Genomic DNA, 16,418 nt, shown 5'->3' with positions numbered 1-16,418 from the left:
TTCGGAACGGCAGGAATGTCGAAGGGTTTCGGCCGCCGGCAGGCGTACGAAAGTCTCACATGTACGACCCGCGGGGCCTCAGGCGATAGGCTATGGGGATTTCGGGTCGGCGCCGTTTCGCGGACTGGCACAATCGCCGGTAGGGTGCGATGGACGGGAACCAGGCGGTCGGCATTTTGTCCGGGGCGGGCAGCATAATCGGTGCGTGCTGCCATCATTCTGGTTGTGAGCGGCGTCATGGATCGCTTCCAGCGCAAGCGCCGTGATTTCCTGCCACGACGCTTTGACAGGAGGGATATGGAGCAGTTCATGCCGGTTCATGACGTAATCTCCGGGATCGGCATCAGGATGTCCGGCGGTGCCCGCGGCTGTCGCCAGCGTTCGAAGGTTTCGATGATGATCATATGCCCGCCGCAGCAAGGGCATGGTGGTCGCAGATCGACGGGCTCTTCGAGGATCGCCTCGTCAGGCGGCGCAGCTACCTCGAGCAACGCGCGAGCACGCGCGAGGTTGGCTTTGCGCGATGAGCTGGCCAGCAGACCGTAATGCCGGATACGATGGAAGCCACGAGGCAGGACGTGCGACATGAACCGCCGGATAAACTCGTCGGTCGCGAGTGTCATAACGCTTTGGCGTTCGGGTCCATCGCGACGGTAATCTTTGTAGCGCAGCGTGACGCCCTTCTCGTCGAAGCTGATCAACCGGCGGTTCGAGATGGCGATCCGGTGGGTATAGCGGGACAGATAGGCGAGCACCGCTTCAGGGCCCGCAAAGGGCGCCTTTGCATAGACCACCCATCGCGTCTTCCGGACCGGCGCCAGATGACGCAGGAAGGCGCGCCGTTCGGTAAGTGATGCGAGCGATCCGAAGAAGGCGAGCTTGCCGACGTCATAAAGCTGGATCAGCCGGGTCAGGAACAGACGGCGAAACAGCTTGCCTAGGACACGCACCGGCAAAAGGAAGGCAGGGCGCGTCGATATCCATCGCGTCCCGTCGAGTGCGATGCCGCCACCCGGCACCACCATATGGACGTGGGGATGGTGCGTAAGGGCCGAGCCCCATGTGTGGAGCACGGCGGTGATCCCGATCCTGGCGCCTAGATGCCTGGGATCGGCCGCGATCGTCAGCATAGTCTCCGACGCTGCCTTGAACAGCAGATCATAGACCACCGCCTTGTTCTGGAAAGCGACGCTGGCGATTTCCACCGGTAGCGTGAAGACGACGTGGAAGTATCCGACCGGCAAAAGGTCGGCTTCGCGCTCTGCCAGCCAGGTGCGCGCGGCCGCGCCCTGGCACTTTGGGCAGTGCCGATTACGACAGCTGTTATAGGCGATCCGCCGATGCCCGCAGTCCTCGCAGGCCTCGACATGACCGCCAAGGGCTGCGGTGCGGCAGTTCTCGATCGCCGTCATCACCTTGAGCTGGGTGAGGCTCAGATGCCCGGCATGGGCGGCCCGATAGGCCGGTCCGGCGGTGCGAAAGATGTCGGCGACCTCGAGTGAGGTGCGCAACGGCTCAGCCGTCTGGCGCCACTTGTGGATCGGGCAGCGTTACCAACCTGTCGAGCGGGCTAATGACCGCGCGCACCGTTCGGGTGGCGACCGTGGTGTAAAAGGCGGTGGTCTCGAGGTTCGCATGCCCCAGCAGCGCCTGGATGATGCGAATATCGACCCCGTCCTCCAACAAATGCGTGGCGAAGCTATGCCGCAGGGTGTGCGGGCCGACCCGCTTGGTGATGCCCGCGGACTCTGCGGCGTCGACAACTATGCGATGGAGTTGTCGCGTACTGAGCGGCTTGAGGTAGTGCATCCCCGGGAACAGCCAGCCATCGGCATGCATGACGCCCTGTTGCCGGCCAACGGACCACCACTCGCGCAACAGGGTAAGCAGGTCAGCAGGCAGGAGCGCATTGCGATATCGCCCGCCTTTGCCGCGCTCCACCCGCAGGAGCATGCGCTTGCTATCGACATCGCGGACCTTGAGCATCGTCACCTCGGCGGCACGCAAGCCCGCGCCATAGGCAACGGACAGCGCTGCTTTATGCTTGAGGCATGTGGTCGCCCCCAGCAGCTGCGCAACCTCGTCGGGGCTCAGAACGATGGGCAAGGAACGCGGGTTCTTGACCGTATGGAGCTTGCGGGAAAGATCCGGTCGATCAATCGTGTGCGTGAAGAAGAAGCGCAGCGCTGAAACGATACTGTTCATGGTCGGCACGCCCAGGCCGGCGTCGCGCTGTTCGACCTGGAATAGCCTCAGGTCCTCTGCTGTCGCGGTGTCGGGAGGGCGCCCAAGATAGGTGGCAAAACGCGCGACGTGACGCACGTAGTCGAACTGGGTTTTGCGAGCGAACCGTCGCAGGTTCATGTCTTCAATCATGCGCTGGCGCAATGAGCTGACTGGGGTATCAGAGACACTGGTGATCATCGTACGCTCCTTGGTTGAAAGGAGTCGCGATAATCTGCCTATGCCGCAGCAGGCTCAACCAAAGCGCCGATATCAGTGGATCAGCGGTACTTCAAATCCAGGCACCCATCCCGCGCCAGCGGGTTCGTACTTGTCCCAATCGAGGTCATCGAGCAACCAGATGACGGAAAACCCGGTTGCCGTCATGACTGGCGACAAACAGGTTTTTTCAGACACCATGAGCGGGGCTGTCGGGCCTTAGCGTATATCTGGGTCCGTTCTATGTACCGACGCCAAACCGAAGGAGACGACGTTGCGTCATTCCTGTTGGAGCGGGTCCATAGCCTTACGGAGAGCGGAGGCGATGACGGCGTGTCGACCTGGCTGGCCATTGCCAATCGCGTTAGGCAACTTGTGACCGCGCCAGATCGGATCCACGGACTGAACCAACAGGTCGTGGCAAGTGCCTTTTGCGGAGGATTATTTTGCACCTTCCCACTTGAACCCTTCTCAGCTCGAACCCTCTCCGATACCAATGGAATGTCACGGGCGGAATCCCCCCAAACATTGCTGTCCGTGACACCTCCGGTAAGATGCAGGATTATCCCCGGGTGCCGAACACGATCCCTTTCGGACTTCCCCTCATGGGGCGCACGCACATTGCAAAAGGAGGTGAACCTCGCTCATAGCGCGTAAAGAACCGATGTGATGCACATATGCAGGACTTGTTGTTGTACAGGCTCAATTACTGTTGGATGTTAGCAGCCTTTTTTAGATGGCGGGAACCGCGGAGCGTCATAAAGGTCATCAGGCCGAGGAATGCCGCTATATCATAGAGCCCGTATCCCACGGCGGCTCCCAGGGCGCCAGTTGCCCAAAGGCTCGCAGCGGTTGCTGTGCCAGAAGCTTGCCCCCCATGCTTGAGGATAGCCCCTCCACCGATGAATCCCACGCCGGTGATCAAGCCTTCTAGAATTCGAGCTTGGCCAGCCGACTCTTTGCCAAGAACCGCGATTGCAATAAGCACAAATCCGCAGCTGGCCACCGCGACCAAAGGGAAAGTCCGAATCCCGGCACTACGCTCTTCAGTTTCCCGGTCCCATCCAATAGGAAGAGCAAGACCATAAGCGGCACCCAGATTTATGAGGTGAGATCCAATCTCATAAAGAGAGCTAATTTCAATACGCATACGGCCCGCCTCCTTCGGCCCTATCATCATCGGGCAGGCGTGAACCCGTCGTTGCCATGTCGGCCGACAAAAACAGCTTGGTCTCCGCAAATCTCCCGTTGAAAACGTATAGGATCCACCATTTCATGAAGCCGGGCCGTTTCCGTCGTGGTCGCGCAGATCATTGTGAAGGGCCGTTGCTGCTATTGCGGCGTGGCCCATTGCGACGCTGATCTGATCGAGCGACATGACAATATCGCCGGCTGCGTACACGCCCGCGACGCTGGTGCGTTGCTTGGTATCGACAAGGATGCAGCGACCATCGCTCAGTTCGATGCCAAGCTGCAGCGCGAGCGAGTGGTTGCTGTCCGATCCTAGCGCGGGATAGATAGTGTCAAAACGGCAAGCGGTTCCATCACGCAGCCGGGCCGTAGCGCGTCCTCCGAACTCGAGCTCTTCAAGCGGGCTTTCATTCACCTTCACCCCGGCACGCCAAAGGTCGGCGCGATCCGTCCCGTTGAGTTCCATAGTTTCATAAACGAGGAGCGTTACGTCATCGGAGTAGGTCGTGAGGAACAGCGCCTCTGCAACCCCGTGACGATTGGCCCCGATCACCCCGATCGCCTGTCCGGAAGCTTCATATCCATCGCAGACAGGACAATAGCGCAGCAAGCCGCTCGCGAGGGCGTCGCGATGTGTGGCAGCATCCATTTTCGGGCGCCTGTTTTCGACGCCGGTTGCCAGCAAGACGGCGCGAGCGGTAACTGCAATATCTCTGCCGCGCGCCACGAACACGTCATCGCCACCCTCAAGGGCGATGAGGCGGTCGTTGACGATCACCGCGCCATATTGCTCGGCCTGCTTGCGCATCCTGGCTAGCAGATCCTCCCCGCCTATCCCTTCCGGGAAGCCGGCATGATTGTGGGAGAGGGGTATCCATTTTGCACGGCTGTGCCCGTCATCGACCACGACAACGCGGCGATGATAACGGGCAAGGTAGATTGCGGCTGTGAGGCCGGCAGGGCCGCCGCCGACGACGAGGGCGTCGTAGCGATCAGCGGTCATGCCGCCTGCCTCGCCGGATCGCGATAAGCGAGCAGGCGAAGAGCGTTGACGACGACCAGTAGAGTCGAGCCTTCGTGCATCGCTACCGCCGGGCCTATACCTAGCCCGAGGATCGTAGCGGGTACAAGAAACGCCACTACCCCGAGGCTGACGAAGACATTTTGCCGTATGATGCCGCGAGTGTGGCGGCTCAAACCCACTGCAAACGGAAGATGTGCCAAATCGTCGGCCATCAGCGCGACGTCAGCGGTTTCCAACGCCACGTCCGAACCCGCAGCGCCCATGGCGATACCGACCGTCGCACTGGCCATGGCTGGCGCGTCGTTAACGCCGTCGCCGACCATCGCAACCTTGTCCTCACCCGCCAGTTTCTTGATTGCAGCGACCTTGTCCTCCGGCATCAAGTCGCCCCATGCCTCGTCGATACCAACCTCCCTAGCGATGGCATCAGCCACCTTCTGGTGATCTCCAGAGATCATGATCATGCGCGTGACGCCCATGTCATGGAGGCGCTTGAGCGCCACCTTCGCTGCCTCTCTGGGTGTGTCCATGAGCCCGATTGCGCCAATGTCCCGCTCGCCCTTCCGCACCACCATCGTGGTGCGCCCACCCTCGCGCAGCGTGGCAATGGCATCAGTCGCGGCCGCGTTTAGCGTAGGGATGCCTTCCACGCCGAACATCTCGGCCTTGCCGATCCACACTGTCTCTCCATCGACGGTTGCAGTGACACCGCGTCCGGTCAGGCTTTTAAGAGCGGTCGCGCTCGGCAGCTCGCGCCCGCCTAGCCGCTCGCGTCCATCCTTCACTATCGCCTGTGCCAGCGGGTGATCACTCAAGGCTTCGACCGCAACGGCGAGCATCAGTAGATCCTCCTCGGTTGCGCCATCGACGGGCACGACATCGGTGATACGGGGACGACCTTCGGTTAGGGTGCCGGTCTTGTCGAACGCGATTGCCTTAAGCGAGCCTAGGTTTTCAAGCGGCGCACCGCCCTTCACCAACACGCCGCCGCGTGCGGCCCTTGCAACCCCGGACAGCACCGCGCTTGGGGTGGCGATGGCCAGCGCGCAGGGGCTGGCGGCGACCAGCACCGCCATCGCGCGATAAAAGCTGTCGCGGAACGGCTCGTCGACCACAACCCACGCAAAGAGAAGAAGAAACGAGAGGGCCAGCACAGCTGGCACGAAGACACGCTCGAACCTATCGGTAAAGCGCTGAGTGGGAGACTTTTGCGTCTCCGCTTCGCTCACCATCTTCACAACCTTGGCAAGCGCACTTTCGTTGGAACGCCGTGTCACCTCGATTTCAATCGCGCCGCCGCCATTAATCGTGCCCGCGAACACCCGCGACGTCGCCTCGACTGCATCGGGCTTCGCACGCGCGGCCTCGACATCGGCAACAGGTTCCTTGTCGACGGGGATGCTCTCGCCTGTAACGGGGGCCTGGTCGATCGCGCTCGAGCCGCTGGTGATGAAGCCGTCGGCGGGCAAGCGCTCGTTCGGACGGACAATCACAACGTCGCCGACCACCAGTTCCTCAACAGGAATCTCCGCAGTCTGCCCGTCGCGGCGCACGGTCGCTTTTTCAGGCGCGAGTTTCGCCAGCGCCTCAATCGCGCGCTTTGCGCGGCCCATCGCATAATGTTCAAGCGCATGGCCAAGGCTAAACAGGAAAAGCAGCAGGGCGCCTTCCGCCCAAGCGCCGAGCGCAGCGGCTCCGGCAGCTGCCACAAGCATCAGCGTGTCGATCTCGAATTTCCTGAGCTTCAGATTGTCGATCGCCTCGCGCAGCGTGAAGAAGCCGCCGAACACATAGGCGCCGATATAGAAGGCGGTGGGCAGCCAGTCCGGCGCGCCCGCTACCAGCTTCTCGATTCCGAACCCGATCGCCAGCATTGCGCCGCACGCAACCGCGAAGATCAGCTCAGTGTTGGGACCAAGGAAATTGGCGTGTGCGTGATCATGTCCATCACCCGGCCCATGCTTCTCCGCGCCTCCGGCATGGCCGCCACTTCCATGCGCGTGCCCAGAATGGTCGACGGTCTGATCCGATCCAGTCCGCTTCCCGGGTTTGACGTTGAGCTTGCCCAGCGCGGCCAGGATCGCCCGTTCGTCCGCGCGCTCTTTGTCATATTCCACCCGGACACTACCCGAGGCGCTGGCATCGGCCTGCAGCACGCCGGGCACCCGGCACAGGGTTTCGCCAACTGTACGGGCGCGGCGCTCATGGCCGATACCCTCGACCTGCCATGTTGCATGGCCGTAACGTCCGCTGAGCTCGGCACCTGCCGCCCGCACTATGTCGCGCACGCGTGACAACGGTAAGGCGTCACTGTCGAAATGGATGCACAGTTTTGCCGGCGTATCGCCATCAGCTGGCAGGACATGCGCACGCTCGACGCCGGGTTTAGCGCTCAAAGTCGAGACAAGGCGGCCGACACAAGCATCGGCCGCATCTGGAACTTCCGGCAGAAGGACGGGAATGTCGAGTTCGAGCTTTTCGGTCATCACGCCGTCTCCGTATTGGTCTTGGTTTCTGTCCGCGCATCGCGCAGGATTTCGATGCCGCCCTTGATCGCGATAAGCGCGGTAGCCAGGCCGACCAGAAGATCGGGCCAGTTGGCCCCCAACCAGAGCACGAGCGCGCCGGCGATCAATATGCCGCCATTGGAGATGAAATCGTTGAAGCTGAACGTGGTCGCGGCACGCAGGTTCACGTCAGGTTGCTTGAGCCGCTGCAGAAGTCGCAAACAGAGATAGTTGACGACGCCGGCGATCGCCGACATGACCATCATAGTCGGCCCGATCGGTTCACTGCCCTGGATGTAGCGGCGACCCACGTCGATCAAGATACCGCCGGCAAAGATCAGCAGCATGACGCCGGAGACCGTTGCAGCACGCGTCTTCCACCTAATCCCGCGGCTCAGCGCGACGAGGCTCAGCCCGTAAACCGCGGTATCGGACAAGTTGTCGACGCCGTTAGCGATAAGCGCGCTGGAATCGCCGGCTAGGCCGGTGGCGAAAAACCCAACCGCGATCGCCGCGTTGAGCAGCAGCACGATCCAGAGCGTGCGTCGCTCGGCTGAAACCTTGCCGTTCGGTGCAGCCGTCATACCATGATCTCCTCGATGAGCAGGAGGGTCAGGAAGCCGACGAAGAACATCGCGCTGATTAGTGGCGAGTCTGGCGTCTCGTGCGCCTCGACCAGCAGTTCTTCGGTGACCAAGTAGAGCAGCGCCATCAGGCCGAAGCTTAGGAAGCCAGTGATCCATATCGGAGTCAGCAACGCCACCGGCTGCGCGATAAGCGCGCCGATCGGCACCAGCACTGCCAGCGCACAGGTCAGGCCGATCGCCTTAGCCTTGCGATACCGGCCTGTCAGATCGTTGGTGAGGGTGAGCGCGAGAAACAGCACTTCGAGAGTCAGCGCGACGGCCAGCAGCGTACCCGCCTTCTCACCAGCGATGAACGCAAGACCGAGGACCAAGCCGTCGATGGCCAAATCGAGACCGATCGCGGCTAGCAGCGCGACCGGCCCCTCAAACCGGCCTTCTGCCGCCTTCAGGCCAAGCATCACAGCGACTCCTAGCGCTCCGCCGATGAGAGTTGCGGTCGGAGAACCACCGTGCATTACCAGCGGCAGTATCTCCGTTGCAGCGGCGGCGAACACCACGCCGGCTGCGAGGTGCTGCATGGCCGCGACCAATTTCGCGCCGGGCTGCCGCCACCCGGCAATGAATGCACCGATCATGATCGCGATCATGGGGATCATGGAAAATTTGAGCGCTGCCATTGTCAGCGCCTCGCTGTGGCGGGTGGGTTAGTCACAAGCTCGTTGCCTTCCTGCACAGGATAGGAAGCTTGTCCGCTTCCTCGATCTTGATGTCGCTACCGGAGAAGGTCGCGCTGACTCCGTCGCCGACATATTGCAGACCTTGAGACGGCGCGGTCAGGACGGTCGGCACCGCGGTCGGATCGCTTCGCAACACAAGGGTAAGTCCCGCATCCTTAAAGTCGATAAGGAGCATGCGATCGTCGCTGCATCGATACGGATGGCGACCCGGAGTTCCGCTGGCGTCTCCTCTGTCGTTCGCATGGATTTCCTGCTCGGTTGGCGGCGCCTTGCGAGGCTGCTCCGAGCACGCGGCCAACGGCAAAGCCGCACTGCAGGCGAGTCTCGTGGCCCAACGAATAGTCGATGTCATCGCTGCCTCCTGCTCCTGCTTCCCTTGGCTCCATGACGAGCGGGTGAAGACCTGACGTTGGGATTCGGTTGGGCTGACAGACGCCGCAAATAGCGCTCAAGACAGATATCTGACCAAATGAGACTGGCGTGAAGCTTACGGCGCATCAGTGCCGCAAGCGTGTCCCCCAGCAGTCCTGAAAACCTCAGGGTATGGCGCAACCGCGTGCCCGTCGGCTCACGTTCGAGCGCATACGCCTCTTCGAACATTAGGAGCTTGGGGACGCCCGCAACCCAGGCAAATGTCACCGGCTTGTCGAAACTTGTGATGTCGGCCCTTGCGGTTACTGATTTATCGATGCGGTCGATGCGGAACGTATACGCTGTGTCACCGCCAAGCGTGGCTGCACCCGACAGCTGGAAGGCCGGCTTCCATTGCGAATGGCCCGCAAAATCGGTGAGCACCGACCAAACACGCAGCGGCGATGCCTTCAGACTCGTAACATTGTCGATCATTGGCACCTCACTCCTCCTTTCTGGACAAAGCGGGGAGAGCGGATGCCGCCCTCCCCTTCTCGATCATGTGAGCTGCGGCGACGCTTCGATGCCTTCCACCTTGTCCGGTTCTTGAGCCTTCACTGCTTGCTGACCGAACCGCGCGTAAAGCGTCGGAAGCACGAACAATGTCAGCAGGGTGGCCGAGATCAGACCGCCGATTACGACGGTGGCGAGCGGCTTCTGGACCTCTGCGCCCGCGCCGCTGGCGAACGCCATCGGCACGAAGCCCAAGCTCGCGACGAGCGCCGTCATAACGACGGGGCGCAGGCGCTGGATCGCTCCTGTGCGCGCCGCCTCTGCGCGGTCCATCCCGGACCGGATCAAATCCTGCACCGAACTGACCATCACAAGTCCGTTGAGGACTGCGATGCCCGACAGCGCGATAAAGCCCACCGCGGCCGAGATCGAGAAGTCCATCCCGCGCGCGAACAACAGCAGCACACCGCCGACCAACGCGAATGGCACGCCGGTGAACACGATCGCGGCATCGCGCGCTGACCCCAACGCCCCATAGAGTAACAGTAGGATCAGGATGAAGCAGGCCGGGATCACGAGCTGAAGCCGCTCGCTGGCCGACTTCAGATTCTCGAATTGGCCGCCCCACTCGAGATAGCTGCCCGCCGGCAGGCGTACGCCCTGCCCGACGGCCGCCTGCGCGTCCGCCACCACGCTGCCGACGTCACGACCACGCACGTTTGCCTGGACGACGACGCGGCGCTTGCCATTCTCGCGGCTGATCTGGTTAGGCCCGTCAACCACCCCAATGCTGGCGACGCTGGAGAGTGGTACATAGCCACCGCCCGCCACTGGCACTTGCACCTGTTCGAGCAGCCCAAGATCGGCACGCTCGGCATCGGACAGCCGGATGACCACCGGGAAGCGTCGATCACCTTCGAAGATCATGCCGGATTCCCGTCCGCCAAGCGTGGCGGTGATGGTGTCCTGCACATCCTGCGCGGTGACGCCGACCCGGGCCATCGCGTCACGATTGACGCGAATATCAAGCATCGGAAGACCCGTCGTTTGCTCGACCTTCACGTCCGCTGCCCCTTGCGTCTTGCGCAGGACGCCGGCGATCTGCTCGGCAGTGCGGTTCATGGAAGCGAAGTCGTCGCCGAACACCTTGACCGCGATGTCGCCGCGCACGCCGGCAATCAGCTCGTTGAACCGCATCTGGATCGGCTGCGTGATCTCATAGGCGTTGCCCGGGATTTTCCCCAGCTTCGTCTCTAGACGTTCGACCAGATCAGCCTTCGCCAGCTTGGGATCCGGCCACTGATCGCGGGGCTTCAGGATGACGAACATGTCGGTCGCGTTAGGCGGCATCGGGTCCGACGCCAGTTCGGCCGTGCCAGTTTTCGAGAAGACAAACCGCACTTCTGGTTGCTTCGACACCATTTGCTCGATCGGCACCTGCATAGCCTGGCTTTGCTGGACCGAGGTCGCCGGGATGCGCAGCGACTGGATGAGCAAGTCACCCTCATCGAGCTGCGGAAGGAACACCGATCCCAACGTCGTGAAAGCCAACGCTGCCACAACGAGGCTGCCGATCCCCGCCCCGATCGTGAGCGAGGGTCGCTTCATCGCCTTTACCAAGCTCGGCTCATAGCGGGCCTTGAGCCAGCTAATGATCCTTCCGTCCTTTTCCTCAACCCGCTTCGACAGCCAGATGGCGATCGCCGCAGGCACGAATGTGAGAGAGAGCACGAAGGCGAACAACAAGGCGATGATGACGGTGAGCGCCATCGGAACGAACGTTTTGCCCTCGACCCCGGTGAGGGTGAGCAGCGGCACATAGACGAGGATGATGATCGCCTGTCCGTAGACCGAGGGCCGGATCATCTCGCGGGCTGCGGTGGCCACTGCTTCAAGCCGCTCCTTCACGGTCAGCAGTCGGCCTTCGTGATGTTGCTGCTCGGCCAGACGCCGCAGCGCATTTTCGACGATGATGACCGCGCCATCGACGATAAGACCGAAGTCGAGCGCGCCGAGGCTCATAAGGTTCGCCGAAACGCCCAGGCGGAGCATTCCGAAGCCCGTAAGCATCATTGTCACGGGGATGACGGCCGCGGCGATCAGCGCCGCCCGGAAGTTGCCGAGGAGCAGGAACAGCACGACGATCACCAGCAGCGCGCCCTCGGAGAGGTTCTTGGCGACAGTCTTGATGGTAGAATTGACCAACGCGGTGCGATCGAGAACCGGCTGCACCACGACGTCAGGCGGCAGCGAGGCATTGATCTCCTTGAGCCGGTCGGCGACTGCGGTGGCGACATTGCGGCTATTTTCGCCGATCCGCATAATTGCGGTGCCGACGACCACTTCTGTACCATTCTCCGATGCCGACCCCATCCGGATCGCCTGCCCGTTGCGGACCCGCGCGACCTGGTCGAGCGTGATCGGCACGCCCTCGCGGGTCGCGACGACGGTTCGGGCGAGTTCCGCCGCATTGCGCACCAGCGCGTCGGAGCGGACCGCAAGGCCTTCGCCGTTGCGGTTGACGAACCCCCCGCCGACGCTCGTGTTGTTGCGTTCGAGCGCGGTGCCGAGTTCAGTAAGTGTGATCTTAAGCGACGCGAGTTTCTGGACGTCGGGGACGACCAGATACTGCTTGGAATAGCCACCGATCGAGTCGATGCCCGCAAGCCCATTCGTGTTTTTCAGGAGCGGGGTGACAATCCAGTCCTGCGCGGTGCGCAGATAGGTTGCCTTGTCCTCCGCGGTGGTCAGCCGCTCGCCTTCCGGCGTGATGTAGCTGCCATCGGGTTGCTGGCCCGGCTCTCCGGGCCGATGCTCGTCATCCTTTCGGTGATCGAGCCGAACGGTCCACATATAGACTTCGCCAAGACCCGTCGCGATCGGCCCCATCTCGGGATTCACGCCGTCGGGCAGGTTCTCGGCGACGCCTGCTAACCGCTCGCCGACCTGTTGGCGGGCGAAATAGATATCCGTCGAGTCATCGAACACCGCAGTGATTTGCGCGAAGCCGTTGCGGCTGAGCGAGCGCGTGTTGTCGAGGCCGGGAATGCCGGCTAGCGCGGTTTCAATCGGGAACGACACCTGCTTCTCGACCAGCTCGGGCGAGAGTGCAGGTGCGCGGACGTTGATCTGCACTTGATTGTTGGTGATATCCGGCACCGCGTCGATCGGGAGCCGGTAAAGCGAATAGCCGCCGATTACGGTGGCGATGGCAGTGAGAAGCAGGACGAGCCAGCGCTTCTCGACCGCCCATGTGACAATGCGCGCGATCATGGCATCAATCCTCGTGCGCCGCTTCGCCCTTGCCGATTTCGGCCTTGAGCGTGAAGCTGCCTGTGGTGGCGATCTGCTCGCGGCCGGTGAGGCCAGAGCCAATGATGACGGTTGCCCCGGCAGCGTCCCCGAGCGTGACCGGGGTTGCCTGGAATCCAGTTGGCGTTCGTACGAACACGACCGACTTGCCCTCGACTGTCTGAACGGCGGTGGTGGGCACTAGAATGGCCGTGTTAGCGGCGCCGCCGGTGCCGCTGAGCTGCACCGAGGCCGTCACCGCCTCACCGACTCGCCACTGACCGCCACCATTTTCGAGAGTTGCGATAACCGGCACCTGCCGCGTTTGCGGATCCAGGGCTGGCGACACGAAGCTGATCCGTGCGCTCGCCTGCCGTCCCGAAGCCGTCACCATTACGGTGTTACCGGGCTTCACCCGACCTGCATCTTCCGGTTTGAGGTTTAGCGCCAACGACACGCGGCTAAGGTTCGCGATGCGGTAAAGTTCGGCATCGGCCGCGACCGTTTGCCCCAACACGACCGGGCGGGCGATGATCTGGCCGCCTATCGGCGCGACAATGCCGAGACGGTTGAGTCCGCCCCCGCCGCCGCCTGCGGCCGAAACCTGGCTTTGAGCCTGCCGATAGGCGATGCCCGCCTCAATCGACGCGGTGCGCGCCGCGATCAGATCCTGCTCGGGCGACACCCGCTGCGCGAACAGCCGCTGCTCGCGCGCCAGGTTCGAGTTGGCAAGAGCAAGCCGGGCACGTGATGCCTCGACCTCACCTTTGAGCTGCGCAGCCTCACGACTTTCGATGACGGCGATGGTCTGTCCGCGTCCGACCGACTGGCCGAGATTAAGGGTCAGAGAAACGACACGGCCACCGATCGCCGCCGAGACGACCTGCGTTCCTTGCGGATCCCCCTCAATCGTGGCCGGCAGCTCGATCGTGCCCGATCCGCCAAGCGTCGGGCGGCCGACCTGAATGCCCGCCGCCGCTATCTGATCGGCGCTAAGCGTAACCTTGCCCTCATCGGCATGTCCGCCTCCTGCGCCTTCTTCGCCACTCTTGGCCGACGCGGCCTCGTTTGCAGTCTCATTAGCGGGCTCAGGTGAGCCGCCACACGCTACGAGAGCGAGGGCAAGCGTCAGTGAAGCCGCGGTACGCGGCATGAACATCGACATGGATCAATTCCCCTGTTGGTCTGGCGCCGGAGCGGTCAATCGCTCAAGACGGGCGCGGGTATTTTGGTAGTTGGCGAGCGCATCGATCGCGGCGACGCGCGTCTCTGCTAATGTGCGTTCGGCATCGAGTAGATCGAGCTGCCCGAATTTGCCCTCGCGGTAGCCGATGCGTGCGATCCTGGCGGCCTCTTGTGCGGCGGCTAGAGCCGGACCGGCGGCAGCTCTAGCCGAAGTCGCAGCATTAGCCGCTTCCGCTTCCGCGTCGGTGATCGCCTGCTCGACATCGAGCGCAGTCACACGACGCACAGCTTCGGCGCGCGTTCGTTCGGCGGTCGCTTGGGCAATGGCGGCGCGCCCATTGTTGAACACTGGGATCGGTATCGAGATCGCGAACACCGCAGCGGTGTCTTTCGTCGCCTCCAGACGCCGCAGCGCCGGTCCTATATTGATGTCGGGAATGCGGTTGGCTTTGGCGAGCCGGATACCTGCGTCGGCGATGGCAAGGTCGGCATCAGCTGCCGCCAGCGCAAGGGTTCCCGCCGCCGCGGTCGGGGCCATCGGTCCATAGGTCGGTGCGGGGAGTCGATCGAGCAATCCTACATCGAGAGGCCCGTCGATAGGGCGACCTATCCGGCGTGCAAGATTGATCCGTGCGGCTGCTGTGAGGCGCGTTAGCCGCTCGACATTGGCATCTGCATTGATCCGCGCGACATCGGCACGTTGTTGTTCAAGTGGCGATGCGCGGCCAGCCTGAACTCGGACCCCGGCTCCGCGCAGCACCTCGCTCGCGATCCGTGCCTGGTCACGTGCCGTCGTCAACCGCCGTTCAGCGGCGATCGCATCCACGTAAAGCTGTGTAACCTGCACCCGGATATCGGCGGCTACTATTGCGGCTTGCAATTCCGCCCGAGAGACTTGCGCGCTTGCGACTGCGACACGCGCGCTACGCTTTCCACCCAGTTCCAATGGTACGGCTACACCGACCGTAGTCTCGGCGCTTCGAAGTCCCCGATAGGGCCCTGAGCCGACCACATTCTCGACCTGACTCTGAAAAGTCGGGTTGGGACGCAGACCCGCAACGGAACGTCCGGCCTGCGCGGCCTCGACCCCCGCTGCAGCTGCTACGTTGGAAGGCGCGACGCCGCCCGCCTCCATCACAGCCTGATCCAACGTGAATGCCGACGAGGGCTGTGCGGATGCTAGCGTCGCCAATGAAGGCTCCGCTGTCGGCGCAGGCGCTTGTTGCGCCTGTCCTTGCGCCTGTGCAATCGATGCACAGGACGCCGCAGCCAGTGCGGCCGCGATCATCTTTTTCATTACGTGGTAATCCTGACAAATTGCGTCAAACCAGCATGCGCTGGCCGGCGAAAATGTCAGGCGGAGGGCGGCCTTAGTGCAGGGTCAACCGCATGCGATGCGATTCCTGCGTCTGAGCTGGGGAAAGGGCGTACGTCTGCGGCACGCAAAGTAGCCGCCAGCTCACCCGAAGCCGGGACATTCATCGACGACCCGTGGCAACTGCCGTGATGGTGCGGAACAGCGTTGTCCGAATCACCTTGCGATTGATCGGCATCGCCATCGATATGTACGATACCGCTGCACTCGAATGTGACTGATTCCGGCCTTTCTTGCGCGTGCACGGTCGCCGTCACCACCAAGGATGACGCGAGCATTACCAACACGAGGGACCAGAACCTCTTCAACATAACTGCTTTGTGTAGTCAAAACACAGCGCCAAGTCATCGTAAAACTTCAAGCGGCACCGTTGTGCCCCGAGACACGCGGAATCTCCGCTGCCAAAGCCTCCAAGCCGAGCGCATAACGATTACCGGTATTGTGAGTCTACCGAGATATCGAGTTAGGCGGCCCCGACCGCCCAACCACTGCGGCTGCGATCAGAATATTGACCTTTGGGGCCCCGCTTTTGCGAGTTCGGCGGTCGGCATCAATAGCCCGCCCATGCCATGTTGCTGGTGGGTAAGGTATCGAAAGCACAGCGGGCCTGGGAGTGGCGATTGTCGACAATTGGATTGCTTAGTGGGCGGGCAATCTCTCAGGCACATGCGAATGATCGTCGCTGACAACCAGTGCCCTGCCAATTTATGGTCCTGCAGCTCCTAGCCGGTGAGTGTGCAGGAGCTAGCCTTCATCGATCTGTGGCGGCGACTTTGCAATGACAGGTCGTACAAATTCATCTATGGAGATGAATATGGTTCGTTGGGGCTTCCTGATGCTTTGCACGATTGTTGCGTCGCTGACAGCGACTGCGGCGGTGCACGCAGGTGAGTTTTCCAGTTCCTTTACAACCAGCGCGACAACGATCGAATGCTCTGGATATGTCCATAGCGATGGGGATCAGGATCAGTCGCAAGGGGACGCCGATGGGTCTCTGCCCCATCATCATGGTGGCTGCCATGGCGTGGCGTCGCTCGTTTCGGCCCGATCAATTGTTCCAATCCTATTCGACCTTCGGAGCGCCCCCGCTGTATTTGTCGATTCGACGGCCCTCGGCCGTTGGTCGCCTGGGCCTGATCTTAGACCCCCTATCGCCTGATTGATGCTCAAACGACCGTGCGCTGCCTAGAGCAGACGCACAACTTGATGCCTATC

General features: G+C 62.0%; 12 protein-coding genes. All 12 read right to left on the bottom strand.

Annotation, left to right across the window (positions count from 1 at the left end):
• Nucleotides 1–317: 317 nt before the first annotated feature.
• Nucleotides 318–1,511: an IS91 family transposase gene (locus LQ220_RS16345; RefSeq protein WP_230189214.1), complete on the bottom strand. Its 1,194-nt coding sequence runs from the start codon at nucleotides 1,509–1,511 to the stop codon at nucleotides 318–320.
• 4 nt (nucleotides 1,512–1,515) lie between these two features.
• Nucleotides 1,516–2,424: a site-specific integrase gene (locus tag LQ220_RS16340; RefSeq protein ID WP_230189213.1), complete on the bottom strand. Its 909-nt coding sequence runs from the start codon at nucleotides 2,422–2,424 to the stop codon at nucleotides 1,516–1,518.
• Between the two features lie 724 nt (nucleotides 2,425–3,148).
• Nucleotides 3,149–3,586, bottom strand: a complete 438-nt coding sequence (locus LQ220_RS16335) for an MgtC/SapB family protein (protein WP_230189231.1) — start codon at nucleotides 3,584–3,586, stop codon at nucleotides 3,149–3,151.
• Nucleotides 3,587–3,715: 129 nt separating this feature from the next.
• The gene (locus tag LQ220_RS16330) at nucleotides 3,716–4,636 is read right to left on the bottom strand and encodes an NAD(P)/FAD-dependent oxidoreductase (RefSeq protein ID WP_230189212.1); all 921 of its coding nucleotides are present in this window, start codon (nucleotides 4,634–4,636) and stop codon (nucleotides 3,716–3,718) included.
• On the bottom strand, nucleotides 4,633–7,143 hold the full coding sequence (locus LQ220_RS16325; RefSeq protein WP_230189211.1) for a heavy metal translocating P-type ATPase: 2,511 nt from the start codon (nucleotides 7,141–7,143) through the stop codon (nucleotides 4,633–4,635). The genes LQ220_RS16330 and LQ220_RS16325 overlap by 4 nt, the downstream gene beginning before the upstream one ends.
• Nucleotides 7,143–7,748: a cation transporter gene (locus tag LQ220_RS16320; RefSeq protein WP_230189210.1), complete on the bottom strand. Its 606-nt coding sequence runs from the start codon at nucleotides 7,746–7,748 to the stop codon at nucleotides 7,143–7,145. Before LQ220_RS16320 ends, LQ220_RS16325 begins: the two co-directional genes overlap by 1 nt.
• Nucleotides 7,745–8,428 carry a transporter gene (locus LQ220_RS16315; RefSeq protein WP_230189209.1) on the bottom strand — a complete coding sequence of 228 codons (684 nt, stop codon included), beginning with the start codon at nucleotides 8,426–8,428 and terminating at the stop codon, nucleotides 7,745–7,747. Before LQ220_RS16315 ends, LQ220_RS16320 begins: the two co-directional genes overlap by 4 nt.
• A 31-nt stretch (nucleotides 8,429–8,459) precedes the next feature.
• Complete coding sequence (locus tag LQ220_RS16310) at nucleotides 8,460–8,840, bottom strand: hypothetical protein (protein WP_230189208.1); 381 nt, start codon at nucleotides 8,838–8,840, stop codon at nucleotides 8,460–8,462.
• Nucleotides 8,837–9,334 (bottom strand): SRPBCC family protein, encoded by a 498-nt coding sequence (locus LQ220_RS16305; RefSeq protein WP_230189207.1) that lies wholly within the window; start codon nucleotides 9,332–9,334, stop codon nucleotides 8,837–8,839. Before LQ220_RS16305 ends, LQ220_RS16310 begins: the two co-directional genes overlap by 4 nt.
• A gap of 63 nt (nucleotides 9,335–9,397) precedes the next feature.
• On the bottom strand, nucleotides 9,398–12,625 hold the full coding sequence (locus LQ220_RS16300) for a CusA/CzcA family heavy metal efflux RND transporter (protein WP_230189206.1): 3,228 nt from the start codon (nucleotides 12,623–12,625) through the stop codon (nucleotides 9,398–9,400).
• A 4-nt stretch (nucleotides 12,626–12,629) separates the two neighbouring features.
• The gene (locus LQ220_RS16295; protein WP_230189205.1) at nucleotides 12,630–13,808 is read right to left on the bottom strand and encodes an efflux RND transporter periplasmic adaptor subunit; all 1,179 of its coding nucleotides are present in this window, start codon (nucleotides 13,806–13,808) and stop codon (nucleotides 12,630–12,632) included.
• A gap of 3 nt (nucleotides 13,809–13,811) precedes the next feature.
• Complete coding sequence (locus LQ220_RS16290; RefSeq protein ID WP_230189204.1) at nucleotides 13,812–15,125, bottom strand: TolC family protein; 1,314 nt, start codon at nucleotides 15,123–15,125, stop codon at nucleotides 13,812–13,814.
• Nucleotides 15,126–16,418: the final 1,293 nt, after the last annotated feature.

Source organism: Sphingobium sp. CECT 9361 (assembly GCF_918741285.1).
Classification (GTDB): domain Bacteria; phylum Pseudomonadota; class Alphaproteobacteria; order Sphingomonadales; family Sphingomonadaceae; genus Sphingobium.
The sequence above is the reverse complement of the archived record's forward strand: the minus strand, read 5'-3'. Positions and strand labels throughout refer to the sequence as shown.